20 protein-coding genes are annotated in these 26,022 nt (G+C 71.1%); 11 read left to right on the top strand and 9 right to left on the bottom strand.

The genetic code is table 11. From position 1 onward, the window contains the following. Positions 1 to 178: 178 nt before the first annotated feature. Both murI and HG543_RS30775 read right to left on the bottom strand, forming a co-directional pair. Complete coding sequence (gene murI / locus HG543_RS30780) at positions 179 to 994, bottom strand: glutamate racemase (protein ID WP_169348474.1); 816 nt, start codon at positions 992 to 994, stop codon at positions 179 to 181. Between the two features lie 123 nt (positions 995 to 1,117). Further along, on the bottom strand, positions 1,118 to 2,131 hold the full coding sequence (locus HG543_RS30775; RefSeq protein WP_169348473.1) for a hypothetical protein: 1,014 nt from the start codon (positions 2,129 to 2,131) through the stop codon (positions 1,118 to 1,120). Between the two features lie 161 nt (positions 2,132 to 2,292). Here HG543_RS30775 and HG543_RS30770 point away from each other — a divergent pair, with 161 nt between their 5' ends. The 11 genes from HG543_RS30770 (at position 2,293) to HG543_RS30720 (ending at position 13,456) form a co-directional block, all read left to right on the top strand. Next, positions 2,293 to 3,003, top strand: a complete 711-nt coding sequence (locus tag HG543_RS30770) for a MotA/TolQ/ExbB proton channel family protein (RefSeq protein ID WP_169348472.1) — start codon at positions 2,293 to 2,295, stop codon at positions 3,001 to 3,003. A 12-nt stretch (positions 3,004 to 3,015) separates the two neighbouring features. After that, the gene (gene tolR, locus HG543_RS30765) at positions 3,016 to 3,483 is read left to right on the top strand and encodes a protein TolR (RefSeq protein WP_169348471.1); all 468 of its coding nucleotides are present in this window, start codon (positions 3,016 to 3,018) and stop codon (positions 3,481 to 3,483) included. A gap of 3 nt (positions 3,484 to 3,486) precedes the next feature. Then, entirely contained in the window at positions 3,487 to 4,281 is a 795-nt protein-coding gene (locus tag HG543_RS30760; protein ID WP_169348470.1) for an energy transducer TonB, read from the top strand. Next, complete coding sequence (tolB, locus tag HG543_RS30755; RefSeq protein WP_169348469.1) at positions 4,278 to 5,570, top strand: Tol-Pal system beta propeller repeat protein TolB; 1,293 nt, start codon at positions 4,278 to 4,280, stop codon at positions 5,568 to 5,570. The genes HG543_RS30760 and tolB overlap by 4 nt, the downstream gene beginning before the upstream one ends. 51 nt (positions 5,571 to 5,621) lie before the next feature. Continuing rightward, a complete protein-coding gene (locus HG543_RS30750; RefSeq protein ID WP_169348468.1) occupies positions 5,622 to 6,806 on the top strand; it encodes an aminotransferase class V-fold PLP-dependent enzyme in 1,185 nt (394 codons plus the stop codon). A gap of 14 nt (positions 6,807 to 6,820) precedes the next feature. After that, complete coding sequence (locus tag HG543_RS30745) at positions 6,821 to 7,756, top strand: Ppx/GppA phosphatase family protein (RefSeq protein WP_169348467.1); 936 nt, start codon at positions 6,821 to 6,823, stop codon at positions 7,754 to 7,756. Continuing rightward, positions 7,753 to 9,018: a spinster family MFS transporter gene (locus HG543_RS30740; RefSeq protein ID WP_169348466.1), complete on the top strand. Its 1,266-nt coding sequence runs from the start codon at positions 7,753 to 7,755 to the stop codon at positions 9,016 to 9,018. Before HG543_RS30745 ends, HG543_RS30740 begins: the two co-directional genes overlap by 4 nt. A 101-nt stretch (positions 9,019 to 9,119) precedes the next feature. Further along, entirely contained in the window at positions 9,120 to 9,815 is a 696-nt protein-coding gene (locus HG543_RS30735) for a peptidoglycan-binding protein (protein WP_169348465.1), read from the top strand. 23 nt (positions 9,816 to 9,838) lie between these two features. Beyond that, the gene (locus HG543_RS30730; protein WP_169348464.1) at positions 9,839 to 10,852 is read left to right on the top strand and encodes a hypothetical protein; all 1,014 of its coding nucleotides are present in this window, start codon (positions 9,839 to 9,841) and stop codon (positions 10,850 to 10,852) included. A 17-nt stretch (positions 10,853 to 10,869) separates the two neighbouring features. Next, the gene (locus HG543_RS30725) at positions 10,870 to 12,396 is read left to right on the top strand and encodes a ComEC/Rec2 family competence protein (protein ID WP_169348463.1); all 1,527 of its coding nucleotides are present in this window, start codon (positions 10,870 to 10,872) and stop codon (positions 12,394 to 12,396) included. 10 nt (positions 12,397 to 12,406) lie between these two features. Then, positions 12,407 to 13,456, top strand: a complete 1,050-nt coding sequence (locus HG543_RS30720; RefSeq protein WP_169348462.1) for a sugar phosphate isomerase/epimerase family protein — start codon at positions 12,407 to 12,409, stop codon at positions 13,454 to 13,456. 4 nt (positions 13,457 to 13,460) lie between these two features. On the opposite strand, the gene HG543_RS30715 is transcribed toward HG543_RS30720, so the two are convergent. From HG543_RS30715 to HG543_RS30685, 7 genes are all read right to left on the bottom strand, one after another. Further along, positions 13,461 to 14,795: a 1-acyl-sn-glycerol-3-phosphate acyltransferase gene (locus HG543_RS30715; RefSeq protein ID WP_169348461.1), complete on the bottom strand. Its 1,335-nt coding sequence runs from the start codon at positions 14,793 to 14,795 to the stop codon at positions 13,461 to 13,463. 65 nt (positions 14,796 to 14,860) lie between these two features. Then, the gene (locus HG543_RS30710; protein ID WP_169348460.1) at positions 14,861 to 15,280 is read right to left on the bottom strand and encodes a hypothetical protein; all 420 of its coding nucleotides are present in this window, start codon (positions 15,278 to 15,280) and stop codon (positions 14,861 to 14,863) included. A gap of 37 nt (positions 15,281 to 15,317) precedes the next feature. Then, complete coding sequence (locus HG543_RS30705; protein WP_169348459.1) at positions 15,318 to 15,830, bottom strand: hypothetical protein; 513 nt, start codon at positions 15,828 to 15,830, stop codon at positions 15,318 to 15,320. Positions 15,831 to 15,847: 17 nt separating this feature from the next. Then, positions 15,848 to 18,928, bottom strand: coding sequence for a POTRA domain-containing protein (locus HG543_RS30700; RefSeq protein WP_169348458.1), 3,081 nt, complete (start codon positions 18,926 to 18,928; stop codon positions 15,848 to 15,850). Positions 18,929 to 18,948: 20 nt separating this feature from the next. Beyond that, positions 18,949 to 22,884: a translocation/assembly module TamB domain-containing protein gene (locus tag HG543_RS30695; protein WP_169348457.1), complete on the bottom strand. Its 3,936-nt coding sequence runs from the start codon at positions 22,882 to 22,884 to the stop codon at positions 18,949 to 18,951. A gap of 5 nt (positions 22,885 to 22,889) precedes the next feature. Continuing rightward, positions 22,890 to 23,834: an ExeA family protein gene (locus HG543_RS30690; protein WP_169348456.1), complete on the bottom strand. Its 945-nt coding sequence runs from the start codon at positions 23,832 to 23,834 to the stop codon at positions 22,890 to 22,892. 33 nt (positions 23,835 to 23,867) lie between these two features. Continuing rightward, a partial coding sequence (locus HG543_RS30685; RefSeq protein ID WP_169348455.1) for a tetratricopeptide repeat protein occupies positions 23,868 to 26,022 on the bottom strand: 2,155 nt, incomplete at its 5' end.

Below are 26,022 nucleotides of genomic sequence, written 5' to 3'. Positions count from 1 at the left end.
CGTCTCCACCCGCCCGTCGGCCTGAGGGCCCTGGGGTACGCCGCTTCCGGGTGAGGCCGCCTCCTTCTGGCGTGGCCCCCCGGCGCGAGGCGCGGAGCCCCCCTCCGCGCTCCGGGCCTGACGCGAGGCCCGCTTCCGACACGAGCCGCACCCCGCGCGAGCGCGCGGCCGAGTGCCCTCAGAACGTCAGGTCCACCTGCTCGGCGGCGGGGATGGGCCGGCCGAGGAAGCGCGCTCCCACCTCCACGAAGCGCTCGGGCACGTCGGTGACGTAGTACGCGTGCGTGGGCGCCGCGTGGCCCGCCGAGGCCAGCCCGCCGCGCTCCGTCAGCAGCGCCGCCACTGCCTGCGCCGTGGCCTCCGCCGAGTCCACCAGCGCCACCTTCGGCCCCACCACCTCCGCGATGACGCCCTTGAGCAGCGGGTAGTGGGTGCAGCCCAGCACCAGCGTGTCCACGCCCTCGCGGGCGAACTCCGCCAGGTACTCGCGCGCCGTCAAGAGGGGCACGTCGCCCGTGGTCCACCCCTCCTCCGCCAGCGGCACGAAGAGCGGACAGGCGCGGCTCTTCACCCGCACCTTCGCGTCCGCGGCCTCCAGCGCACGCTGGTACGCCCCCGAGCGGATGGTGCCCGGTGTGCCGATGACGCCCACCCCGCCGCCCCGGGTGCGCGCCAGGGCCGCCCGGGCGCCGGGGGCGATGACGCCCACCACCGGAATGGGCAGCGCCGCCTCCAGCGCCGGCAGCGCCACCGCCGAGGCCGTGTTGCACGCCACCACCAGCAGCTTGACGCCCTGCTCGAGGAGGAACTCCGCGTTCTTCAGCGAATACCGCGTCACCACCTCGCCGGACTTGGTGCCGTAGGGCACCCGCGCCGTGTCCCCCAGGTACACCGTGCTCTCATGGGGGAGGTGGGCCATGAGCGACTTGAGGACCGTGAGCCCTCCGACACCCGAGTCGAATACGCCAATGGGACCGTGGCTGTTCTGCCGCATGGGCCCTGTCCCTATCACGTTTGATGCCAACGCCGGCCGCCCCCTCCCTCCCCTCGGAAACGACGAAGGGCCGGGGCACCCCGCCCCGACCCTCCGTTCACCTCACGACCAGGCAGCCTGCAATTACTGCCGGACCAGGGGCACCGGGAGCGCCGCGTTCGGCCCCGGGAACTGGTGGGCCTTCACCTCGATGACCGGCCGCTCGGCCTGCGGCGTCGAGTAGTTGCCATCCGACGACCGGGCCTGCATGGCCACCTCGTAGCGGCCGGGGCGCAGGAACTCGTACACCACCGGGGCGTCGTTGCAGCCGTGGGCATCACCGGCGAGGCCGTACACCAGCTCGCCCGTGAAGACGTCGATGAAGTTGATGCGCACCTCGGAGATGCGGGCGTCGGCGCAGCTCAACCGCGTGCTGCCGACGAAGATGTCCCACCGGATGGAGGCCCCGCCAATGGCCCACATGGAGGCCGTGTGGTTGGTGGTCACGCCAATCTCCGTGATGATGACGTCACTGTAGTAGTACCAGGGGTTGCCATCCCTATCGACGGCGACGAACTCCAGGGTGTGCTCGCCCGGGGCCAGCGGGGGCGACTCGATGCGGTTGGAGCCATAGCCGCGGGCGCAGTCGATGCGCTCCCAGTCGCCTTCGTCCACGCGCACGTCCACCGCGACCACGCCGGCCTGGGTGCAGTTGGGGCTCTGGCTGACGTTGTTCGGCGGGAACAGCCAGCTGACCTTCGCGAACGAGGCCGGCGGCGCCGTCGTCACCATGTCCACGTCCACCGTCACGTCGCCGTCCACCCGGAAGGTGCCGCTGGCCGTGTAGAGGATGTCGCCGTCCCAGCTGACGCCGTCGATGGTGAAGTTGTAGACGCCCGGCGCGAAGTCGTGGAGGACGATGCCGTCGAAGCCGTTGGGCGAGCAGGGGTACTCGCCGTTCTTCTCCAGGCGCTCGCCGGGGATGTGGATGTTGACGCCCGCGATGTCGCGGTCCTCGTCGCAGCGGAACCCTTCGAAGGTCCAGCGGAACGTCACGTCGCCCGCGTAGCCGATGTCGTCGTCGTCATGGTCGTGGACGACACAGCCGGGGGCGACCGCGGCCAGGCAGAGGAATGCGATGAGCAACCGGGAGTTCATGGGGGCACCGTTCGTGGGGTGGTGAGGTCTTCGGCCCGTTACAAACCCTCCGGACGGCCGACCTCGGGAATTATTCACCCCTACGCGCATCCGGCTTCAAGCAGCCGGGCGTGCCCCGTTTGTTTGACCCTGTTGTATCGGAGTGTTACGGCCTGCCCCCCATGACGCCCCACCTGCCCCTGGCGCTCGGCGCCATGAACTACGTGGAGATCATCCGCGACGCGTCCTTCATCGAGCTGGCTGTCCTGCTGCTGCTGATGGGCGTGTCTGTCGCCTCCTGGGCCCTCATCGCGATGAAGGCCGCCCAGCTCTCCAAGGCGCGCGCACAATCTCTCACCTTCCTCGACACCTTCTGGAAGGCCTCCCGGCTGGAGACCATCTACCAGACGGCCCAGAAGCTGGACGGCTCGCCGCTGTCCAAGGTGTTCTGCGCCGGCTACGAGGAGCTGAGCAAGCTGGCCCAGGCCAAGGAAGGCGGCGCCGAGGGCGCCATGGCCGAGCGGCTGGGCGGCATCGAGAACGTGGAGCGCGCGCTCAACCGGGCGTCCACGGCGCAAATCACGGAGCTGGAGGCGCGGGTGTCGTTCCTCGGCACGGTGGGCGCGGCGTCGCCCTTCGTGGGCCTGTTCGGCACCGTCATCGGCATCCTCAGCGCCTTCAACCAGATTGCCGAGCAGGGCAACGCCACGCTGGCCACGGTGGCCGCGCCGGTGGGCAACGCGCTGTTCGCCACCGCGGCGGGCCTGTTCGCGGCGATTCCGGCCGTGGTCGCCTACAACTCGTTCGTCAGCCGCATCAAGGTGTTCGACACGGAGATGTCGAACTTCTCCGCGGACTTCCTCAACATCATCAAGCGGCACTTCTTCCGGTAGGCGGAGGCGGCCATGGGAATGGGCGGAGGAAACCGCGGCGGTGGCCGCACCACGATGAGCGAAATCAACGTCACGCCCATGGTGGACGTGATGCTGGTGCTGCTCATCATCTTCATGGTGACGGCGCCCCTCATCCAGCAGGGCGTGAAGGTGAACCTGCCGGAGACGAAGGCCGCGCCGGTGGAGGCCACCGAGAAGAAGCTCGTGCTGTCCATCGACGCCGGGCGCAAGGTCTACATCGGTGACGCCGAAGTGGCCCTGGAGGAGCTGGCGGACAAGCTGGCCGCCAACGCCAAGGCCCAGGCCGACAAGGAGGTCTACCTCCACGCGGACCGGGACGTGCCGTACGGCGTGGTGGTGGAGGTGATGGCGGCGGCGCAGCGCGCGGGCATCAACAACGTGGGGATGATCACGGACCCCACGGGTGGGGGCAAGGCGTCCAACGAGAAGAAGGGCAAGTCGAAGGAGGCGAAGCGCTAGCCCATGACGGACACCGCGTACGGCCACAGCCTGCTCGTCTCGCGTCCCTCGCGGCTGTCGCGCTTCATCGGCGTGTCGGTGGTGGGGCACATCGCCCTGCTCGTGGCGGCGGTGCTGTATGCGCGCCTGTCGTCCGGGCCGAAGATGGATTTGGACGCCAAGCCCATCAAGGCGTCGCTGGTGCGGCTGGGCAAGCCGAGGGACCCCAAGCTCCTGCCGCGCAAGGAGCAGCTGCCGCCTCCGCCCAAGCAGGTGGACGCGCCCAAGCCCCCGCCGGACGCGCCGGCCCCCGCGCCCACGCCGGCCGCGGTGGCGGTGCCCATTCCCGGCGTCAAGCCGGAGCCTTCTTCCGCGCCCAAGCCCACGCCCCAGAAGGGCGAGACGACGGGCGAGGACCGGCGCAAGCGCCTCTTCGGCGCCTTCGACAAGACGGCCAAGGCGGCTGAAGAGGAGCCCGAGGGCGCCGAGGACGGCGACCCGGACGGCGACTCGGCCACCGCCGAGGGCGAGCGCTACTTCGGCCTGCTCCAGTCGCAGGTGCGCAGGCACTACAACGTCGCGGACACCATTCCCGAGACGGAGCGCCTGCGCCTCAACACCGTCGTCGCGGTGCGGCTGGGACGCACCGGTGAGGTGCTGGACGTGAGCCTCACGAAGCCCAGCGGGAACGACCTCTTCGACTCGGCCGTCGTCACGGCCGTGCGCAAGGCGGCGCCCTTCTCGCCTCCCCCCGAGCATCTCCGGGAAACGCTGCAGAAGCACGGTGTCAACCTGAGCTTCAGACCGAACGCCCTATGAAAGCCCTGCTCCTCTCCCTGCTGCTCCTTCCGCTCGCGGCGCTCGCGCAGGCGCCGACCATCGAGATTTCCGGCGCCAACTTCCGCCCGCTGCCGGTGGCCGTGCCCGCGCCGGTGACGCAGAACGAGGGCGCCAAGAAGCTCGCCTCCGACTTCGACAAGGCCTTCGGCTTCGACCTGGCCGCCTCCGGCATCATGCAGGTGCTGGACCGCAAGAGCTTCACCGCGGACGCCAAGGAGGGCATGACGGCCGGCAGCATCAACTTCAGCCGCTGGGCGGACGTGGGCGCCGAGGCGCTGGTGAAGGTGTCGCTGGCACAGGACGGCGGCACGGCGCGCGGCGAGCTGCGCCTGTTCAACGTGGCCACCGGCCGCGAGGACTTGAAGGTGGCCAAGGACGCCCCGGCGGACAAGCCGGAGCAGCTGGCGCACCGGCTGGCGGACGCGCTCTACCGGCACTTCACGCAGGAGCCCAGCCCCTTCCTGTCTCGCATCACCTACGTGCTGAAGAGCGGCAACAACCGCGACGTGTACGTGGCGGACTGGGACGGCGACAACGCGCAGGCGCTCTCCAAGGGTGGCATCAACATCCTCCCCGCGCTGAGCCCGGAGGGCTCGCAGGTGGCCTTCACCACGTACCGCAAGGGCCGGCCGGACATCTTCGTGCAGAAGCCGGGCGGCGACGCGCGCGCGGTGGTGTCCGAGGGGCAGATGGCCACCGGCGCGTCGTTCTCGCCGGACGGCAAGCGCATCGCCTACTCGCTGGCGGAGGGTGAGAGCGCTCAAATCCACGTGGCCAACGCGGACGGCAGCGGCGCGCGCGCCATCACCGACACGCCGTATGGCCTCAACACCAGCCCCACCTGGTCTCCGGACGGCAAGCGCATCGCCTTCGTGTCCAACCGCGGTGGCAGCCCTCAAATCTACGTGATGGGCGCGGACGGCTCGGGCGTGCGCCGGCTCACCTTCCAGGGCAACTACAACCAGACGCCGGACTGGTCTCCGCGCGGCGACCTCATCGTCTTCACCGCGCGCGACGAGCGCAACGCGTTCGACCTGTTCACCATCAACGTGGACACCGGCAAGGTGACGCGCATGACGCAGGACCAGGGCAACAACGAGGAGCCCGCCTTCTCGCCCAACGGGCGGCTCATCCTCTTCACCTCCACGCGTGACGGCGGCTCGAAGCTGTACGTGATGACGTCGGAGGGGAACAACCAGATGCCGCTGCGCGCCTCGAAGGGCACGCTGCTGACGCCGGACTGGGCGCCGCTGGCCCAGGGCGAGTAGGTCCTCCAGCTTCGTTGACAGGGGGCGCCTGCTCGGGTCGAGTGCCCGCGCATGAGCGCCCCCTTCCGTCAGCACTGGAGCCTGGACCCGCAGGTCCGCTATCTCAACCACGGAGCCTTCGGCGCGTGCCCCACCGCCGTGCTCCAGCGTCAGTCCGAGCTGCGCGCGCGGCTGGAGGCCGAGCCGACGCGGTTCCTCCACCGCGACATCGAGCCGCTGCTGGACGAGGCTCGCGCCGCGCTGGCGTCCTTCCTCGACGCGGACGCGGACGACGTGGCCTTCGTCACCAACGCCACCACGGGCGTCAACACGGTGCTGCGCTCGCTGCGCTTCCAGCCCGGGGACGAGCTGCTCACCACCGACCAGGAGTACAACGCCAGCCGCAACGCGCTGGAGTACGCCGCCTCCCTGTGGGGCGCGAAGGTGGTGGTGGCGAAGCTGCCCTGGCCGGTGCCCTCCGAGCAGTCGCTGGTGGACGCGGTGCTCGCGCACGTGACGCCGCGCACGCGCCTGTTCCTGGTGGACCACGTCTCCAGCCAGACGGCGGTGGTGATGCCGGTGGCCCGGCTCGTCGCCGCCCTCCGGGAGCGCGGCGTGGAGACGCTGGTGGACGGCGCGCACGCCCCGGGGATGCTGCCGCTGTCGATGCGCTCGCTCGGCGCGGGCTACTACACGGGCAACTGCCACAAGTGGCTGTGCGCCCCCAAGGGCGCGGCCTTCCTCCACGTGCGGCGGGACTTGCAGCCGGCCATCAAGCCGCTGGTCATCAGCCACGGACACAATTCGCCGCGCAAGGACCGCTCCCAGTTCCGGCTGGACTTCGACTGGCTGGGGACGCACGACCCGTCCGCCGTGCTCTGCGTCCCGCACGCGCTGAAGGTCATGGGCGACATGCTGCCCGGCGGCTGGCCCGAGGTGATGCGCGCCAACCGCGAGAAGGCCCTGGCCGCGAGGAAGTTGCTGTGCGAACGACTCGGCGCGCCGGCCGCTTGCCCGGAGGAGCTGGTGGGCAGCATGGCCGTGGTGGCCCTGCCGGACGGCTTCCCCGAGCGCCCGGAGCCTCCCCTCTTCGTGGACCCGCTGCACCTGCGCCTCTTCGAGGAGCACCGCATCGAGGTGCCCATCGTCGCGTGGCCCAAGCCCCCCAGGCGTCACATCCGGGTGTCCGCACAGCTCTACAACACGTACACCGAGTACCAGGCCCTGGCCGATGCTTTGGATGCGCTGCTGCGTTGAGTAGGCTCCCGCGAATGCCTCGTTTCGCCACCATCGACGTGGGAACCAACTCGGTGCTGCTGCTGGTCGCGGAGCGCACCCCGGAAGGCCGTTTCACGCCCGTGCTGGAGCGCGCGGAAATCACCCGCCTGGGCCGGGGCGTGGACGCCACGCGCCGGCTGTCCGCGGAAGGCCTGGAGGCCACGCTGTCCGTGTTGGAGTCCTTCGCCCGCGAGGCGCGCGAGCTGGGCGCCCAGGACATCGCGGTGTCGGCCACCAGCGCGGCGCGCGACGCGCAGAACGGCGCCGAGTTCATCGCGGCGGCGAAGGCGCGCGCGGGCGTCACGGTGGAAATCATCTCCGGACCGCTGGAGGCCCAGCTGTCGTTCGCCGCCGTGCACGCGGACTTCGCGGCGGAGGCGGCCGGGCCGCTGCTGGTGCTGGACATCGGCGGCGGCTCCACCGAGTTCATCTACGGCAACCCGGCCGGCCACGTGGACTTCCGGCACAGCTTCGACGTGGGCGCGGTGCGGCTCACGGAGCGCTTCGTGAAGTCGGACCCGATGACGCCGGAGGACCGTGCCCGCGTGGAAGCGCACCTGCGAGAGACGTTCCGCACGCTGCCGCCGCCTCCTCCGGGTGCGGTGCTGGTGGGCGTTGCGGGCACCGTGACGACCGTCTATGCCGTGCGGCACGCCATCGACCCGTATGACGCGGAAGAGGTCCACGGCGGCACGCTGTCCCTGAGCGAGCTGTCGGCCCTGGTGGACCGGCTGTGCCGGATGCCGCTGGAGGAGCGCCGCGCCCTGCCCGGCATGCAGCCCAAGCGCGCGGACGTCATCCCCGCGGGCGCGCTCATCCTCCTGGAGTCGGTGAGGGCGCTGGGGCTGGAGGAGTGCCGCGTGAGCGACCGCGGCCTGCGCTGGGGCCTGCTCGCCCACCGCTTCGGAGCTGGAGCTTCCCGGTCATGAATGCCACCCCCGCGGCGTCCGCGCCGGCCACGCCCGTCGTCCCGGCGGCGAATGCCGGTTACGCGCTGTTCATCCTCACGCTCATCAACCTGGTCAACTACCTCGACCGGTACATCGTCGCGGCCGCGCTCCCGGACATCCAGAAGGAGTTCGGCATCAACGACACGCAGTCGGGCCTCTTGGGCACCGTGTTCATCGTGGTGTTCATGCTGGCCTCGCCGCTGGGCGGGTTCCTCGGGGACCGGATGCCGCGCAAGCTGCTCGTCGCGGGCGGCGTGCTGCTGTGGAGCCTGGCCACGGGGGCCAGCGGGCTGGCCACGTCCTTCATCGCGCTGCTGGTGGCCCGCGCGGTGATTGGCATCGGCGAGGCGGGCTACGGCGCGGTGGCGCCCTCCATCATCTCGGACCTGTACCCGCGCAATCTGCGCACGCGGGTGCTGGCGTTCTTCTACATCGCCATTCCGGTGGGCTCGGCGCTGGGCTACGTGCTGGGGGACTGGATAAAGCCCTGGAACAACGCCTTCTTCGTGGGTGCGGTGCCGGGACTGCTGCTGGGGACGATGGCGTTCTTCATGCCCGAGCCGAAGCGCGGCGCCATGGACGGGCCGGACGCCACGGTGAAGCTGCCCTTCCTCGTGGGCCTGAAGGGACTGGGGCGCAACTCGGCCTTCTGGGCGACGACGGCGGGCTACACGCTGATGACGTTCTCCATCGGCGGGCTGGGCTTCTGGATGCCCACGTACCTCGTGCGCGAGCGGCAGCTGTGGCTGGAGAGCCCGGGCAAGGTGGGCTTCGTGTTCGGCGCGATTACCGCGGCGGCGGGACTCGCGGGCACGCTCGCGGGCGGGTGGCTCGGAGACAAGCTGGACCGCCGGCGCGAGGGCGGCGGCCTGTGGATGTCCGGCGTGGGCCTGCTGCTGGCGGCGCCGTGCATGTACCTGGCGGTGAACATCCAGTCGCCGGAGGCCACGTTCGCGGCCATCGCCGTGGCGCAGTTCCTCATCTTCCTGAACAGCGGCCCCATCAACGCGGCCATCGTCAACTGCGTGCCCACCGCGTTCCGCGCCTTCGCCATGGGGTTGAACGTGCTGTTCATCCACATGCTGGGCGACGCCATTTCGCCCACGCTCATCGGCACCATCGCGGACGCGGCGAGCCTGCACACCGCCATCGAGCTCAACGCCATCCCCGTGCTGCTGGGCGGACTGGCCCTGATGGTCGGCGCGAAGCTGTTCCGCGAGGCCGTGCCCCGCGCCCGCTGAGCCCGCTCCCGCTCCGGCCGGGCACGGCATCTGGATGGAAAATTTCGTGGCTTCTGCAATTAAGCCACGTGAAACCACGGAATCATCGGTATCCTGGGGCCATGCCTCGGTCGCAGGAAGCCCTGGATACCGCACCCACGCCGGTGGGACGCGGGGAGTATGTCGTCCAGCGGGGTGAGGGGCTGACCGCCATTGCCCATGCGCACGGGTGCACGTGGCAGTCCATCTGGAATCACCCCGACAACGCGGAGCTGAAGGCCGCCCGGCGCAATCCGCACGTGCTGCTGCCGGGGGACCGGCTCACCCTGCCCCGCCCCGAGCAGAAGCAGTCCGGCGCACGGACGGGGCAGGTGAACACCTTCCAGGTGCGCGGCAAGCGGGTGAAGCTGGTCTTCGTCGTCCGTGACGCCCTGGGCCAGCCGTTCGCCGGAAAGAGCTACCTGCTGGAAGCAGGCAGCCTGCGGGAGGAGGGCACCACCGGCCCCGACGGGCGCATCGAGCACGTCATCGACCCGCGGGAGAAGACAGCGAAGCTGACGCTCTGGCCGGACCAGCCCTTCTATCCCGAGACACTCACCTACTCTCTCGCGGTGGGACAGCTCGAGCCCATCGACTCGCTGCGGGGGCTCCAGGCCCGCCTCAACAACCTCGGCTACACCTGCGGCGACGCGGACGGCGTGCTCGATGGCGCCCTCCGGGTGGCCCTGCGGGCCTTCCAGCGCGCCCAGGGGCTCGAGGAAACCGGCGCGCCGGACACGGCGACCCAGGACAAGCTTCTCGAAGTCTACGGCTTCTGAATCGTCACCTACGCGAAGACACCATGCCGGATCTCATCCCCCTCTGGGAGCAACCTCGCGCACCCGAGGCCACCGTCGTTCCCCTCGGCTCCGAGCAGGAAATCAATCCGCTCGTCCCGGAGCTGCGCATCCCGTACTACGCCTTCCTGGATGACGTGGAGGAGGTGAGCCTCGACGAGTTCGAGGCGATGCCGACGCTGGCCTGGGCTCCACCGCGGCCCTTGCAGCCCGACGAGAGCCTGCTCGTCGCGCGCTTCGACTGCATCCTGGTGGAGCACTTCAACTCGGCGCTCGCCCCCCACCGTCTGTTCTACGCGCAGCGGCTGGGGAAGGACATCGACCAGCCCCGGGAGGACAACGAGGTGTGGTGGCATGATCCGGACCAGACCCGGGAGCACAGGGCACTCAACCACGCACTCCTCGACGTGACGGATGAGCGGCTCGTCACCGTCTTCCTGACCTTTCCGAACACGCCGGAGGCGCGGGAACGGTTCGCCCAGGCCTTCCCCCACGAAGGCTGGTTCGGATTGGGACTGAGCAACACCTCGGGCCTGCCGGTGGAGGTGACCTACGGCGACGACAGCAACCAGCCCAACCGGTACGCGCTGCGCTACCTGTGCGGCGTCTACCGCGTCGACGCGACACGCCTGAACAACCTGCGGCACGTCTTCAGCCTGGACTTCGCGCCGGATGCCTACTTCCCACCCGACCCGTATGGCCCGAACAGCGAAGGAGAGGCCGCCGTCATCGAGGCGCGCGCGGTCGAGCGCGAGCAGCGCCGGAGAATCGAGGCGGCCGAAGCGCTCGCCCAGGAGCAGCGCTGGAAAATCGAGCAGGCGATCGCGGCGGCCATCCTGCGGAGGGAGCCACCCGGGGGGCTGCTGAGGCTTCGCAAGCAGAAGAAGGACTTCGGGCACAAGTCGCGCAAGGCCCAGTTCACGCTCGACCGCGGCGTGCAGGGCGTGGTCAAGCCGTCCCCCTACCGGGGCAGGCGTACGGTGCTGGTCCACCGCTCCGTCCTCGTCCGCGTCCGCTGACCCGGGGTCCCACCGACATGCCGAAGAACATCTCGCCCAGCAAGCACGCCGACTACAACGGCTTCCGCCCGCTCCTGGACACCGCGGACGCGACGACGGTCCGGTTCTGGGACGTGGGCACCGGGAACTGCAACACGCTCATCAACGCCGCGGGACAGCAGTTCCTCTTCTACGACTTCGGCGGCAACGGCACGGGCAACAGTTCCAAGACCTATCCCAGCCCCCATCCCGCCTTCGACTTCACCGCAAACCCGACCTTCATCATCTCCCACTGGGACGACGACCACGTCTATTCCATCAAGAAGTTCGCCGCGGCGGGCGCCTGCCAGTGGATAGGGCCCCGGGAGGACATCGCTCCCAAGACGCTCAAGGTCATCAACAGCAAGTGCACCAATCTGCGCGCCTATGTCTCGGGAGGGCCGGCCCACTACACCTTCACCACCAGCACCGGCATCGAGCTCAAGATGGTGCGGTGCACGGGCAACCCGCATGGCCTCAACGCGGCGGACCGGAAGGAGCGGAACGACACCGGCATCGCGCTCTTCCTCTACTTCCACACGCCCGCCTGGGTGGCGGTGGACGCGATGAAGCGCCATGCCACGGCCCACCCCGGCCAGAAGAACGCCACCGCCGCGGCGGCCGGCGGCCTGGGCACGGACATCTACAAGAACTGCGTCATCCTCGCCGCCTCCGACCCCCTGCACGCGGACGAGACCGCCGTGGTCGCCGCGGCCCAGGCCGCGCTCGTCCAGAACCCGCACCCGGTGAAGCTCATGGCGCAGGCGGTGATTGCCGCCCTCGACGCCGCCAAGGCCACGCCGCTCAACGCGGCGGCCGCCGCCGCCGCGGTCCAGGGCATCACGGGAAACAACCCCGCCCACCGGTACCTGCATGGCGTGTGGGACGCGGCCCAGAAAGCGGCCACGAACCAGCCGGGTAACGCCGCCGCCGTCGCCACCGATGCCAAGGCCGCGCTCACCCCTGGCCTGGTCACCAACCCGGCCGCTGTCGCGGCGGTGGCCATGTACGAGCACGCCCTCGCCAACGTCGCCGACCTCGACGGGACGCTCGCGGCGGCGGGAGCCCCGGGAGACAACCCCTATGCGATGCGCGTGCTGGCCGCGGCGAAGGAGGAGCGGAAGAAGCTCACGGCCACCGCCCGGAGCGTGGCCCTCGCCGGAGTCGACGCGCTCTCGCCTCCCACCACCGTCAGGTCCGCCGTGCTGCTCACGGGTGATGCCTGCTACCAGTCCATTCCCAACGCCCTGGCCCATGCCTGGGACGTGCTCGAGGCGTACCACCACGGCTCGTACCTGAACTTCACCCAGGGCACCAACTCCAGCACCCCGCCGAGGCCGGTGCTCGAGGGCCACTCGCGCATCGTCTACTCGTCGGGGAAGCGGGGGGCGATGAAGGTCCACGGTCATCCCCACGCGGACGCCATCAACAAGTACCGCCAGTTCGGTTGGGCGCAGGCACGGGAGCTCTACACGGCGAGCATGCCGGGCGCGCCCCGCGGCAACAGGGACTACGCCATCCCATGAGGAGTCACCGTTGAAACAGCTCACAGGCCCCGCCCTCAACCTGGCGCCCTTCGTCTCCGACCAGGTGCCCTTCAACACGCTCGACACCCTGTGCGACTGGGCGGTGGCGAACGGGTACCAGGGCGTGGAGCTGCCCTCGTGGGATGCGCGGCTCTTCGACCTGCAACGGGCGGCGGACGACGACGCGTACTGCGCGGACCTCCAGGCGCTGCTGGCCGGCAAGCAGCTCGTGCTCACCAGCCTGTCGAGCTGGGTGCAGGGCCAGGCGCTCTGCGCGCACCCCGCCTACGCCCCCCTGCTGGAGCCGTGGCTTCCCGCCTCGGTGCGCGGCGACACGGCGGCTCGCGAGGCCTGGGCGGCCAGCCAGCTCGCGCTGGCGGCGCGCGCCAGCAAGCGGCTCGGGCTGAGGCACCACGTGACGGCCTCCGGGGGCCGCGTCTGGCCCTTCCTGGACCTCGACGCGCGGCTGTGCCCGGAGGGCCTCGTCGACCTGGGCTTCGAGGAGCTCGCGCGACGCTGGCGGCCCGTGCTGGATGCCTTCAACGCGGCGGGCGTGGACCTGTGCTTCCAATTGGAGCAGGGCCAGGACGTGCATGACGGCGCCACCTTCGAGCGCCTGAGGGAGTCCGTCGGGCACCACCCGCGCTGCCGCCTGGTGTTCGACCCGGGGCGCCTGCTGCTCCAGCAGATCGACTACCTGCAGTTCCTCGACCTGTATGCGCCGTACGTGGGCGCCTTCCACGTGAGCGACGCCGAGTTCCTCGCGTCTGGAAGGGACGGCATGCATGGTGGCGCGCTGCCGGCCTCCCGGCGCTCGGCACGGCCGCGCTCGCCGGGGGATGGACAGGTGGACTTCCGCGCCGTCTTCGCGCGGCTGCCCGCGTGCGGCTTCGGCGGCTGGGCGGTGGTGGACTGGGCCTGCGCCCTCAAGAACCCGCTGATGGGCGCGCGCGAGGCCGCCGACTTCGTCCAGGGCGGGCTCCTCCCGCCCGCGGGCGGCTACTCCCCTCCGGGCCCCGCGGCGGACGAGGCCCTCTATCGCCGCGCGCTCGGGCTCTGAAGCCTCAGGGCGCGACGGGAGCGGGCGCGGGAGTGGACTCCAGCTTCGGCCGATACTCCCCCGCGAGCCGCTCCACCTCCGAGGCCAGCCGCTCGCCGTCGGCGAGCAGCAGCGCCTTGAGCCGCGCGCGGTTGCCGAGCGTGAAGAACACGCCGATGTCGCGGCGGAGCGACTCCCAGCGCTCGGAGAAGTACAGGGTGAAGAGGGCCAGGGGCGGCACCGCGAGGAACGTCGCCACGCCCCAGGGCACTCCGGCCATCCAGCCCACCGCCACCGTCAGCGCGCCCCACCACACGAGCGCCACCACGAAGGCGGTGAGGAACTTCACCGTGGCCTGCACGTCCAGCTCCGCGTTGCGGCTGGCGAGACGGGGTAGCTGGTAGGGAAGCCAGAACAGCACCAGCCCCAGCGCGGCCAGCGGCAGCCCGAGCACCAGCGCGAGCAGGTTCTTCACCACGAAGGGCACCACGTTGCCGGGCCGGTACACCAGCGCGAGGTCCTCCGGGCCCGCGGCCTGCACCAGGTCCATGCGGTGCTTGAAGGCCGCGAGGTGCGCGCGGACGGCCTCGAAGCGCTCCGGCTCCTGCGCGCGGAAGAGCTGCACTCCGCGCGCCCACAGTCGCAGCCGCTCCGAGTCCAGGGGCCCGCCCTGCTTGAACGCATAGAGCTGCTCGGCGAGCTGCACCAGCGGCAGGTCCGCCCACTGCTCCAGGTTGAGCGTCACGGTGCGCAGGCCTTCCGCGATGCGCTCGGTGAGGCGGCGCACGGCGTCGGGCTCGGAGGCGGCGTCCGCCGGGAGGAAGGGCATCACCTCGATGGCCGGGGCCACGTCGATGAGCACCTCGCTGTGGAAGACGTGCTTCTGTGCGTAGGTGAGGCCCACGGGGACGATGCGCACCGGAGCGCCCTCCTTCGCCGCGCTGAGCGCGATGCGGGCGGCGCCCGTCTTCAGCTCGGCGAGCCCCGGCTCGGAGTGGCTCTTGCCCTCCGGGAAGATGGTGATGGCGCGGCCCTGCACGAGCGCGCCCTTGGCGGCCTCCAGCGTGCCCTCGTTGCCGCCCATCTTCGTGGGGTCATCCTGCTTGCGGTACACCGGCAGCGCGTCGAGCCCGCGCAGCAGCGCGCCGATGACGGGCATCTTGAACAGCGGCGCCTTGGCGAGGAACGTCACCTTGCGCCGCGTGAGGATGAACACGAGCCCCGGGTCGATGAGCCCGTTGGGGTGGTTGCCCACGAAGAGCACCGGGCCCTCGGGCTCCGAGAACGGAGCATTCACCTTCACCCGGTAGAACAGTCGCAGGAACAGCGCGACCACCGCACGTACGCACGCGTAGAACACGGTGGAGACTGTAGCTCAGAGGGGGACGGCAATCCCCTGCCCCTCCGGCCCGCGCGCGGACAGTGTCAGTGCGACGCCGGCTCCGCGTCCTCCTCGTCGGAAGCCGGGTACGCGGAGACGGTGACGCCAACGCCCTGCTCCGCGAACCAGCGCAGGTCTCCGGGCGACAACGCGAGCGAGCCCGTGAAGCGCCGCGCGCCCCCGATGAACATCCCGAAGTCCACGACGCAGGGAACGGCCAGCCGCCGAAGCTCCTCGAGCGCCGGTCCCATCGCCGTCAGTGCCCGGCTGGCCTCGGCGACCGCCTCGCCCCCGGTCTCCGCCTCCACGATGGTCCGGTGGAAGCCCGAGTCCGCATGCTCCCCGCGAGGCTGCCGCGGCTCACCCCGCCGCCACACCGTCTCCGGTTCCAGTCCGGGGAACCGGGTCAGGAACGCCTTCACGTCGAACGCGGGAGAAGACACCCGCAGGACTCCCACAATCATCGTCCGGCCCTCTGAACACCCGCATGAGCACCGCGGCTCATGGATACCTGTCCACCACCTGGATGACGCCCGTATTGTCCTGCACCACGGAGAAGCCCTTCATCGGGCTCGGGTAGGCAATCAGTCCCTCGCCGTCCCTGTCCCAGCGCGAGTCCAGCAGGATGCCGCAGAAGGGCACCGAGCCGCCGCCGCTCTCCGGCAGGAAGATGCGGTCATACCGGCCGAACACCCGGTGCTTCGTCACGTACAGGCGCCCGCCGATGCGCGCGCCCGGCAGCTTCTGCTCGCCCTCGGCCCGGGGCAGTGCAATCACGAAGCTGTAGTTGTACCGGGCCGGCCCCGGGTGGTCCTGGATGGCGTCCACGATGACGGGGACCTTGTCCCCCGGCTTCAGCCCCAGCCGCTCCATCTGCAGGAGCGCCCCGCGCGGGCACGTGCCCTCCGGGGGCATCCACTTCGGCCGCTCCACCTTCGCCGCGCCCGCCTGCGAGTGCCGGCAGCCCGCCACCAGTCCCAGCACCAGCACCGCCATCCACCCGGCCCCGCGCATGCGCTCCCTCCGCGTCCTCAGAACGTGCCGATGCTGAAGTGGAACTGCGTGGTCGCCTCGTTCACCGTCTCGTCCGGGTCCAGGTTGAAGCCCACGTCGAAGGCCAGCGGGCCCACGGGCGTCACGTACCGCAGGCCCGCGCCCGCCGCGTACCGCAGCCGCTGCGCATCGAACGACGTCCGGTCCAACCACAGGTTGCCCGCCTCGAAGAACAGGCCCAGGTCCACGGACGTCAGCGCCGGCAGCCGCAGCTCCGCCTTGCCCAGCGTGAACAACTCGCCGCCCTGGCTCGCCGGCACCTGCCCCGCCAGCACCGCCTTCAGCTCCGACGAGCACCCCGACGGCGTAATCAGCGCCCGGCAGTCCCGCAGCCGCTGGTGCAGCGCCCCGCGCACGTCCTCCGGCAGCACGCCGTCCTCGCGGAAGCCCCGCAGGCTGGACGAGCCGCCCAGGTAGAACAGCTTCGAGCCGATGGACTGCGCATCCTTCTCCAACGGGACGATGGTGCCCGCGCGCGCCGACAGCGCCACGCTCGCGCGCTTCCCCAGGGGGATGTAGCCGCTCAGGTTGCTCGACAGCTTCACGCCGTCAATCGGGTAGCTCGGCGCGCGGTTGCCCGCCACGTCCGTGGGCTTCACGCTCAACCCGCGGGTGAACTCCGCGCTGGAGATGAACACCACGCCCAGGCGCGGGTTGGTCGGGTCGTCCCGGAAGTCCAGCGTCAGGGACGGCCGCAGCGAGTGCAGCGAGAAGTCGCCGAACGGGTAGCGCAGCCGCTCCTGGTCCGCGCGGTTGAGCAGCTCCAGCACGCCCGCGCGCGAGCGCAGCCGGTTGTTCTCCACCTCGTAGGAGACCGACACGTTGAGCCACGACGCCGCCGCCCAGTCCATCACCGCCGCCGCGGCGAACCGCGTGGACACGTACGAGGGCCGGTGCACGCGCTCGCCAATCAAATCCAGACGCGCGCCCACCTGCAGCGGCAGCAGGAAGAACAGCCGCGGCTGCGCCAGCGCCAGGTTGCCGCGCCCTCCCAGCGCGTTGATGCCCTGCAGCTCCACGTCGCAGCCCGGCGCGGGGCCGCCGTCCGGCCCCCGCTGCTGACAGGCGATGCGCCGGTTCTCCGACAGCGCCTCCGCGCTCCAGCCCGCGTAGTTCACCTTCCCGCGCGCCAGCAGGCTCAGCCCCATCCCGTCCAGGTTGCGGTACGCCGTGTCCAGGGTGATGCGAGGACCGTCCACCAGGAAGTAGCCGCCGGACACCTGCCCATCCAGCCGGGGCCGCTCCTGCACCGTCACCAGCACGTCCTTCGTCGCCTCTCGGCGGGCGGGGTCCGCCAGCGACACCTCCACCTGCCGGAACACGCCCAGCCGCGCCAGGCTCCGCTGTCCCTCCGTCAGCGCGTCCAGGGAGACGGGCTGGCCCTCCTCCACCTCCAGGTTGGCCAGCACCAGGTCCGGGTCCGTGCGCGTCAGCCCCTGCACGAGAATCTTCCCCACGCGCACCTGGGGCCCCGCGTCCACGCGGAACACCACCGTCGCCGACGTCCCCTCCCCGTCCACGCCCGTCTCCGTGGTGGCGCGCGCGAAGAGGTAGCCCGCCTGCGCCAGCCCCTGCTCCAGCACCTGGCGCGACTCCTCCACCTGCTCGAAGCTCAGGGGCCTGCCCTCGCGCACCAGCAGGAAGTTCCGCCCGGGGAGCGCTCTGGCCGGCATGCCCTCGAAGCGCACCTCGGACACGAGCGCCTGCGGCCCTTCCTCCACGTCGAAGTCCGCCACCGCCGTGTGGCCCGCCACGTCCACCGTCAGGCCCCGGAAGGAGACGCTCGACGACAGGTAGCCCTGCTCGCGGTAGGCCTCGTTCATCGCCTCCACCGCCTCCAGCCACGCGTCCTCCACGTACACCGTGGACGGGTCCGGCGGCGGCGGCAGCTCCCCCACCTCCGGACCGTGGCGCCCCTCCACGTCCAGCGGGTCGTCCAGCATGCGCAGGTCCAGCTCCGGCCGCGTCTCGCCCGCCCGCACCCGCTCCGTCAGCAGCGCGCGCAACGCCTCCGAGGACAGCCCGTGGTCATTGCCGTGGAAGCGGACCTCCGTCACCCGCAGCGGATGCCCCTCCTCCACGTCGAAGACGAGGGCGGCCAGCGCCGCGTCCTCGCGCATCACCTCGCGCGGCCGCACGCGCACGTCGTGGAAGCCGCGCTGGCGGTAGAAGGCCTCCACCCGGCGCGCCAGCCGGGCCGCCACCACCTCGTCGAGCACCTCCGCCGCGTCGTGCGCGAGCACCCGCGTCAGGAGTTCCGTCGGGAAGCGGCGGTTGCCGTGGAAGCGCACCGTGTAGCGGGGGCCCGCCGACAGCGGCACCGCCACCGAGGCCGCGCTCCCCTCCACCATCACCACCGGCGTGCCCACCTGCGCGCGCCAGTGCCCCGCCTCACGCAGCACCGCGCGCAGCCGCTCCAGCCCCGCGTCCAGCCGCACCCGGTCGAACACCTCGCCGGGCCGCATCTCCAGCACCTCCAGCAGCCGGGGCAGCGGCAGGCCCGGGCTCCCGGTGAACGTCACGCCCCGCACCCGCGTGGGCACGCCCTCGTCCACGCGCAGCGTCACCGCCACGCCGTCCGTCACCGGCTCCTGCCGCACCGTCACCTTCGTGGAGTCGTAGCCCTTGCGCTGGTAGGCCTGGAGCACCGAGGACACCGCGCCCTGCAGCTCCTCCGCGTCCAGCGGCCCGCCCTCCAGCAGGCCGCTCGCGTCGATGAGCTCCCCTTCCGTCAGCTCCTGGTTGCCTTCGAAGCGCAGCCGCGCCAGCCGCGCCACGGGCGTCAGCTGGAACACCAGCCGCACGCCGCCGGGCACCTCCACGGTGCGCGCCACCACGTCCGTGAAGCGCCCCGTGGCCCACAGCCGCTCCACCGAGCGCCGCACCGCGCCCGGCGACAGCGTCTGGCCCTTGCGCAGCACCACCAAATCACTCAGGCCCCGCGCGTCCGCGCCGCCCGGCAGGTGCAGCTCCACCGCGACGATTTCCGGGCGGTCCGCCTCCCCGTCCACGGGCTGCGCCACCGCCGCGCGCGCCACGAGCACGCACAGCAGCAGCACCCACGCCTTGAAGGCGCGGGCTACTCGACCTCCCAGCTCAGCTTCAGCTCGAGCCCGAGGTTGCCAAACGAGGCTTCGCTGTTCTCGTTGTCCCACTGGGCCTGCGCGGAGAGTCGGTCGTCGAAGCGGTACTCGGCGCGCGCCCGCGTACCGCGGCCGCTCACCGGTTGAGTCATGCCGATTTTAAGCTGCTCGCTCAGGAACTTCGACTCCAGTTGTGCGGTGGGCTCCGCTTGCCGGGTGGCGTCGTTGTAGGTGGTCGAGATTTGCAGCGACAAATCCCGCAACACCGGGTTGTTGGGGAGGAAGCGCTGGAGCTGCCGGTCCAACCCCGACACGTTGAAGAGGGCCTCGGCCGCCAGGCCGGCGCTCGCCGAGGCGGCCGTGTCCTTGTCGGACGAGGTGAACCCCAGGGTGAGCAGGGAGACGATGTCGCCCTCCACCAGCGCCGGCTCCGAGGAGAGGAGGATGCGCGGGTCCGCCGGCTTGCCGAAGGCATGCAGCTTCACCACGTACTCGCGCACCTGCGTCTGGGCCTGCACCTCGAAGATGGGGTCGATGCCGGTGGCGTCCTGGAACTCGAGCTGGCCCTGGCTGATGGTGAAGGGGTTGTTGCGGAAGAACGCCTGGCTGCCCTCGGCCAGCTCCACGCGCCCCAGCAGGCCCGGCCGCAGGTCCGTGCCCGTCAGCCGCACGTCGCCCAACAGGCGGGCCTTGGCGAGGTTGTTGTCCACCCGCACGTCACCGAAGTGGACGTTCACGTCCCAGTACACCCAGGGCTTGGGCTGCTCCCCCATGGTCGACGCCGCCGTCGTCGGGGGCGGAGGCGCGGCGCGCTTCTGCAGCGACTTGAGCACCGACTCCACGTCCAGCGCCTTCTGGTAGCGCATCTTGACGATGTCGAGCCCGCCCGTGACGGTGAAGCCCTTGGGCGGGCCAATCACCTGGAGCAGTCCGGAGAAGGTGGCGGGCAGGTCCTCCGTGAGGCGGTAGGGCACCTCGTCGAGCTGCACCGTGAGGCCCAGCCGCTGCGGCAGGAAGCGCTCCAGGCGCACGTCGCCGCGCGCGGACACGCGCCCCTCGTTGAGCTGGCCCTGCAGGTGCTCCAGCAGCACGCGCTGGCCCGTCATCTCCAGGCGCCCGGACATGTTGCGCACGTTGACGGGCCAGTCGCGCAGCGCCAGCCGCAAGTCCAACAGCTCCGCGGTGCCCACCACGGAGGGAGACTCGAGCGGGCCGCTGGCCTCCGCGTCCACGGTGACGCGGCCGGTGGCGCGCTCCACCATGGCGGGCATGAGCGACTCCAGCATCCGCATGTCCCACCCGCCCCGCAGCGTGACGCCCAGGGCGTGCTGGCTCATCCAGCCGCCCATGTTCAGGTCCACGTGCGGGCCCGTGAAGCGGAAGGGCTGCACGTCCAGCCGGCCTCCCGCGTAGGCCAGGACGATGGGGCCCGCGTTCTTCCCGTGCAGGTCGTCGCGCGACAGGGACAGCCGGTCCACGGTGGCGTTCACCTGCGAGCCCGCCGGCTCCAGCAGGAGCCCCCGGGCGGCCAGCGTCCCGGACAGCTCCCCGGAGACGCCCGCCCACAGCGGCCCCTGGGGCAGCAGCGGACGGATTTCCGGCAGCGACAGCGAGCCCTGCGCCTCGTAGGGCCAGTTGTCCTGGACCTTGATGCTCATGCGGCCGCTGGCGTCCTGGAAGGGGTGGCCCCACACCTCGAAGTCCCGGCCCACCAGCCGCCCGGTGAGGTCCATGGCGCCCAGGTTGCGGCCGGCGAAGGCGACGTGCGGCGCCTTCAGCGTGGCATCCACCACGGGCACGTCCGCGGTGCCGGACACCACGCCGTCCATCACCATGGTGCCCTCGATGCCCATGGCGGGCGTGGCCACCTCCGGCCCCACCACCTCGGCCAGCGACAGGCCGTCACCGCCGAAGCGGTAGTCCAGCCCGCCCGCGAAGGTGAAGGTGCCCTCCGCCCACGTGCGGCCCACCGGGCCCTTCAGCACGGTGCGCTCCAGCACCATGGCCTTGCCGTCCACGAAGCGCAGGCGCATGGCGCCATCGCCCATGCGGCGCCCGAGGTACGTGGTGTCCTTCACGTCGAAGGCCACCAGCCCCTCCAGCTTCTCCACCGGACTGTCCACCTCCACCCGTCCGGTGGCCGTGCCGCCCAGCGTGCCCCGCATCACCCCGAGCGACGGGCTCAGCCCCGCCACCACGTCCACCAGGTCCTCGGTGCGCCCCTGCGGGACATTCACTTCCAGGCGCAGGCCCAGCAGCCGCCCGAAGGACACGCCCGCCTTGCCGTAGTACTGCGTGCGCCCCTTCTGGCCGGTGAAGGCGGGGAAGGCCAGCACCCCGTCGGAGTAGCCCAGCTTCCCCTGCAAGACGCCCAGCGAGAGGTTCCAGAAGACGAAGTCGCGCAGGGACAGGCCCGCCTCCACCTTCACCTCCGAGGCGGGGCCCGTGATCGCGTACGTCGCGCTCCCCCGCCCCGCCCACTGCAGCCCGGCGATGTGCCCGAAGTCCGCGAGGTCCAGGTCGCCATGGCCGTGGATGTCCAGCCCCAGCCTGTCACCGATGAGCAGCGCCACGTCGCCGAACACGCGCGAGCGGCCGGACTCCGCGGTGATGTGGTTGAAGGACACCCGGTCCGCTTGAATCTTCACCTGCGCCTGGGCGCGACCCTTGTCGAACTCCAGGATGGTGAGCCCCTCGGACTCCGGCGCGTCGAACGCGCGCGTGGCGAGCACGAAGTCGCCGGTGCGCAAATCCAGCGGGCCCGCCAGCGAGAAGCGCGGCAGCAGGTTGCCGGACAGCTGCGCGTCCAGCGTGGCCGGGAAGTCCACCCACGAGCCGTCCACGCCCGCGCGGTCCAGGATGCGCCCCAGCGACGCGTTCTCCGTCGACAGCGTCACCTCCAGCGGGAAGTTGGGCGTCAGCCCCAGCCGGCCGGAGGCCTGCACCTTGCCCGCGCCCACCGGAATCGACACCTCCTCCACCCGCACCTCGTCTCCCGAATAGGACAGGCGCGCGGTGAGGTTGGTGGGGCCGAACCGGTCATAGCCCAGCCCGCTGCCGGACAGCTCCAGCGACACCGCGGGTGACGCGGGCTTGCCGGCGATGGACACGCGGGACCAGAGGTGGCCCGTGGCCGGCTTCGGCACCAGGCGCGCCTGGGACAGCGTGCGCAGCGGGAGGAACACCTGCGCGTCCAGCGCCAGGTGCGGGTCGCACAGGGACTCCACGCGGCCGGACACGGTGGTGGTGATGTCGTCGAGCGACACCTCCGCGCGCTCCAACTCCAGCAGCGCCTCGTCCGGGTCCACCGCGCCCGCCACCGCGAGCTGCCCCAGCGTCAGCTCCTTGCCGCCCGGCCCCAGCCGCACCAGCCCGCGCCGCGCCTCCACGTCCAGCTCGATGACGCCCCAGCGCTCCGCCCAGCGCAGGTCCAGCTCGCCCACCTCCACGCGCCGGCCCTCCGGCAGCGCCAGCCGCAGCTCCGCGCCGGTGATGTCCAGCCGCGACACGCGCAGGTGCTCCAACGGGTCCAGGAAGCAGCCCTCCGCCTTCTTCCCGGAGGGCGGCGACGGCCTGGACAAATCGAGCGTCACGCGCGGCCGCGTGGCCTTCACCAGCGCCAGCGTCAGGCGGCCGCTGAGCGGCCGGAGGAAGCCCAGGTGCACCTCGGCCATGTCCGCCGCGACAATGGGCGTGTCCGTGCCCGGCAGGAAGAGCGAGAAGCCGTGCACCAGCACGCGCGAGCCCACCGGGTCCAGCTCGCACCGGCCGAGGCCCACGTCCAGCCCGAGCACCTCCGGCAGGTGCCGCCGCGTCAGCGTGCAGGCCAGGTCCCACGTGGCCTGCAGGCGCAACAGCAGGACGCTCCCCGACAAGAGGAGGAGGAACGCCAAGAGCGCCCTGCGCGCACTGTTGCGACCCTGGGAGGCCAAAGCCGCTACAGCTTACCCAGCCCTTCGAGGTAGCGGTCGATCTCCGCCAGGTCCACCTTGCTGTTCGCCGTCCGAGGCAGCGCCGTGACGGAAGCGCCCGGCCGCTCGGCCGCTCCACTGGCGGACGAGTTCACGCCCTGCAGGCCGAGGTTCTGTCCGATGCGGTGTACCAGCTCCGCGGAGATGGTGTCCTGGCGCGCGAGGAACGCCTCGAAGAGCGCGTTGTCGCACAGCGTGTTGATGACGCGGGGCGAGCCGGAGGAGTGCTCGTGCACCGCCAGCAGCGCCTCCGGGGTGAAGGGCATGCGCGGGCACCCGGCCAGCCGGAGGCGGTGCTTGACGTACGCCTCCGTGGACTCGGCGGTGAAGGGCTCCAGCTTGTAGCGCATGGCCACGCGCTGGGCGAGCGGCGGGTCCAGCTTCAGGTTCTTTTCAATCTCCGGCAGCCCGAAGAAGACGAAGGAGATGAGCTTGCGCTCCGGCACTTCCAGGTTGAGCAGCCCGCGGAACTCCTCCATCAGCTCGCGCGTCTCCAGCATCTGCGCCTCGTCGATGAGGACGACGGCCTTCTTGCCGGACTCGTAGATCTGCAGGAGCCGCTGGTACAGCTGCGACAGGAGCGCCAGCTTCTCCTGCGCCGGGTTCTCCACGCCCAGCTGCAGGGCGATGCGCCGCAGGAGCCAGTTGGCGGTGATGCCGGAGTGGATGATGACGAGCAGCGCGGCCTCGTACTCGGACTCGGGCAGCGAGTCGAGCATGCGGCGCGCCAGCGTCGTCTTGCCCGCGCCGATGTCGCCGATGAGGATGGACAGGCCCTTCATGTAGCTCACCGCGTGCATCAGCCGGGTGAGCGCCTGCGAGTGCTGCGCGGAGTTGTAATAGAAGCGGCTGACCGGAGCGTTGGAGAACGGCTCCTGGGTCAGCTCGAAGAAGTCCAGGTACGTAGTCATGGGCTCGCCGGACCTCGCGGGGGAGACAACGGACTAAAGGTAGCCGACCTTGCGCGCCCGGGACGCGCCAGCCGCCGGCATCGGGGTGGGCGCCACGGCGGCGGACGGAGGCGAATCGTCCTCCGGCGCCACGGACGCGGACAGGCGGGACACCTGCGCCGCCACGTCGCGGTACTTCGCGTCCATGCCGGCCACCCGCTGGTAGTGGAAGAGCGCCTTGCCCGGCTCGCCCAGCGCCTCGTAGGCCGCCGCCAGCTCGAAGCCCAGCGCCTTGGTCTGCTCGGCCGTGGCCTGCGTGCTGCCCAGGCCCTGCCGGAAGGCCTCCACCGCCGCCGCGGCATCGCCGCGCTGCAGCTGGAGCATGCCCGTCATGGTGAGGCAGTCCAGCTCGCGCTTCGTGCCCTGGCAGCCCTGGCGCGCCACCTCGAACTCGTGGAGCGCGTCGTCCAGCAGGCCCATTTCCTTGTAGGCGATGCCCAGGTCGTAGTGCGTGTCCACGTCCTCGGGCTTCACCACCTTGGCCAGGCCCTTCTTGAACTCGGAGAAGACCTCCTCCACCGAGTACTGGAAGTCCTCTTCCGCCGCCGGCGCGGACGCCGTGTCGTCGCCGAGGTTGTCGATTTCGCCGGCCAGCTCCGCCGCGAGGTCGAACGGATCTCGTCCACCGGCCGCTTCCGCGTCCGTGTCGACGATGGGCTGCACGGACGGCACGGACACCGGCTCCGCGGGCGCCGCCTCCGCCGCCTCGCCGCCGCCACCGGCCTCCAGCGCCTCCAGGCGCTCCATCAGCTCGGTGGCGCGCGCGTGGCCCGGGAAGGCAATCATCACCGTCTCGAGGATTTCGCGCGCCTCCTCCAAGAGGCCCTGGTCGAGGAAGAACGACGCCTCGTCGCACTCCTCCGACGCCGGCTCCTCCTCGGGCTCGGCCTCGGCCTGGGCCTCGACGGGCTCCTCCTCGGGCTCCTCCACCACCGGCGCCTCGACGAGCTCCGCCTCGGCCTCCGGCGTGTCGTCCTCGAGCGCCATGACGGCGTGCGAGGCGGTGGGCTCGTCGGTGTCCAGCGGGTCGCCCAGCGAGGTGACCTCGGCCTCGTCCTCCTCCACCAGCATGGAGGGGTCCAGCGGGGCCAGGCCCACGCGCGTGGGCATGTCGTCCACGTCGAGCGGCGCCACCTCGTCCATCGGAGCGAGGGTCTCGTCCTCCAGCGCGCTCGCGGCCGCGTACTCCAGCGACGTCGCGGTGTCGTCCTCCAGCGACGGCACCTCGTGGGTGTCCGGCGCGGCCTCGTCCAGCAGCGCGCGCGAGGGCTGGCGGACCATCGTCGGCGGCGGCGCGTCCTCGTCCCCGAGCGACAGCGTCTCCATGGACGTGGCCGTGGCCTCGTCCACCAGCGCCTCGTCCTCCAGCGAGTAGGCCGCCGTGTCCTCCGGCGCCACCAGCGGCTCGTCGTCGGACATGCCCAGGCCGGGCTCGTCCGTCAGCACCAGCCCGTCGTCCTCGGCCACCAGCGTCTCGTCCGACAGCGACGCCGCCGCCAGGTCCTCCGGCTCGGACGCGTCGTCGTAGACGATGTTCTCACCGGAGGTGATGGGGTCACCGACGAGCGCCTCGTCGCTGACGACGGCCGCGTCGCCGTCCTCGTCGATGACCTCGTCCGAGTCGGCCGAGGGCAGCGTCGTCAGCGCCAGCTCGTCTCCCGGCGGGTGCAGCAGCGCGTCCTCGGGCGGAGGGGCGACGAGGATTTCGTCGTCGCTGGAGTCCACCAGGATGGCGTCCTCGCCCACCGACTCCACCGCCGCCGCCGTCGGCGCGGCCACGACGGGCCCGTCCACGCGCAGCGACAGGAAGGCCGGCACCTCGGGGTGCGCCGGGTTCTCCTGGAGGATGGTGGCCAGGTACGGCTGCGCGCGCTGCGAGTCCGCCGCGCGCGTGCACAGCCGCAGCACGTTCAAGAGCTGCTCGGACGCCTGGGCCGCGTTCCCGGACGCGACGTAGATTTGATACGCCTTCTCGTGCGCGTCCAGGTTCTCCGGGTCCACCGTGAAGACCTTGCGCAGGTGCTCCAGGGCTTTGTCATGGAGCCCGTACTTCACGTAGACGTCCGTCTCCGTCAGCAGCTTGGAGAGCTGCTCGCGGCTCATCCCGTTGGGAGGCGGCGGCGCCACCGGAGCCGGCGTGGGCTGGGCG

The sequence above is a fragment of the Pyxidicoccus fallax genome (genome assembly GCF_012933655.1).
In the GTDB taxonomy this organism is placed as follows: Bacteria; Myxococcota; Myxococcia; order Myxococcales; family Myxococcaceae; genus Myxococcus; species Myxococcus fallax.
This window is presented reverse-complemented; position numbering and strand designations above follow the sequence as displayed.

Coding starts and splice junctions, on each gene's coding strand:
- murI (WP_169348474.1), bottom strand. CDS start 994: ATGCGGCAGAACAGCCACGGTCCCATTGGCGTATTCGACTCGGGTGTC.
- HG543_RS30775 (WP_169348473.1), bottom strand. CDS start 2,131: ATGAACTCCCGGTTGCTCATCGCATTCCTCTGCCTGGCCGCGGTCGCC.
- HG543_RS30770 (WP_169348472.1), top strand. CDS start 2,293: ATGACGCCCCACCTGCCCCTGGCGCTCGGCGCCATGAACTACGTGGAG.
- tolR (WP_169348471.1), top strand. CDS start 3,016: ATGGGAATGGGCGGAGGAAACCGCGGCGGTGGCCGCACCACGATGAGC.
- HG543_RS30760 (WP_169348470.1), top strand. CDS start 3,487: ATGACGGACACCGCGTACGGCCACAGCCTGCTCGTCTCGCGTCCCTCG.
- tolB (WP_169348469.1), top strand. CDS start 4,278: ATGAAAGCCCTGCTCCTCTCCCTGCTGCTCCTTCCGCTCGCGGCGCTC.
- HG543_RS30750 (WP_169348468.1), top strand. CDS start 5,622: ATGAGCGCCCCCTTCCGTCAGCACTGGAGCCTGGACCCGCAGGTCCGC.
- HG543_RS30745 (WP_169348467.1), top strand. CDS start 6,821: ATGCCTCGTTTCGCCACCATCGACGTGGGAACCAACTCGGTGCTGCTG.
- HG543_RS30740 (WP_169348466.1), top strand. CDS start 7,753: ATGAATGCCACCCCCGCGGCGTCCGCGCCGGCCACGCCCGTCGTCCCG.
- HG543_RS30735 (WP_169348465.1), top strand. CDS start 9,120: ATGCCTCGGTCGCAGGAAGCCCTGGATACCGCACCCACGCCGGTGGGA.
- HG543_RS30730 (WP_169348464.1), top strand. CDS start 9,839: ATGCCGGATCTCATCCCCCTCTGGGAGCAACCTCGCGCACCCGAGGCC.
- HG543_RS30725 (WP_169348463.1), top strand. CDS start 10,870: ATGCCGAAGAACATCTCGCCCAGCAAGCACGCCGACTACAACGGCTTC.
- HG543_RS30710 (WP_169348460.1), bottom strand. CDS start 15,280: ATGATTGTGGGAGTCCTGCGGGTGTCTTCTCCCGCGTTCGACGTGAAG.
- HG543_RS30705 (WP_169348459.1), bottom strand. CDS start 15,830: ATGCGCGGGGCCGGGTGGATGGCGGTGCTGGTGCTGGGACTGGTGGCG.
- HG543_RS30690 (WP_169348456.1), bottom strand. CDS start 23,834: ATGACTACGTACCTGGACTTCTTCGAGCTGACCCAGGAGCCGTTCTCC.